Annotated in this window: 1 pseudogene; it reads left to right on the top strand. The window is 71.3% G+C overall.

What is annotated here, in order from left to right:
• Positions 1 to 380 (top strand): annotated as a pseudogene (locus ASC93_RS32290) (autotransporter outer membrane beta-barrel domain-containing protein); the annotation flags it as partial.

Genomic DNA, 380 nt, shown 5'->3' with positions numbered 1-380 from the left:
GCGCCGACTTTGCCGGCACCATCGCCGGTTCCGGCGGCCTGACCGTGGCCGGCGGCACCGAACAACTCAGCGGCACCAACACCTACACCGGCGCGACCAGCATCAACGCGGGCGCCACCCTGGGCCTGGCCGGCTCGGGCAGCATCGCGTTGTCCAGCAGCGTGGCCGATTACGGCGTGCTCGACATCTCGGCGGCCAGCAATGGCGCGCAGATCCAGTCGCTGTCCGGTTCGGGCAGCGTGGCGCTGGGCGCGCAGACCTTGACGCTGTCGAATGCGAACGACGTGTTCGCGGGCACGATCGCCGGCGCCGGCGGCCTGGCCGTGAATGGCGGCACCGAGACCCTGGCCGGCATCAACAGCTACACCGGCGCCACCACG

This window comes from Massilia sp. Root335 (assembly GCF_001425685.1).
In the GTDB taxonomy this organism is placed as follows: Bacteria; Pseudomonadota; Gammaproteobacteria; order Burkholderiales; family Burkholderiaceae_D; genus Telluria; species Telluria luteola.
This window is presented reverse-complemented; position numbering and strand designations above follow the sequence as displayed.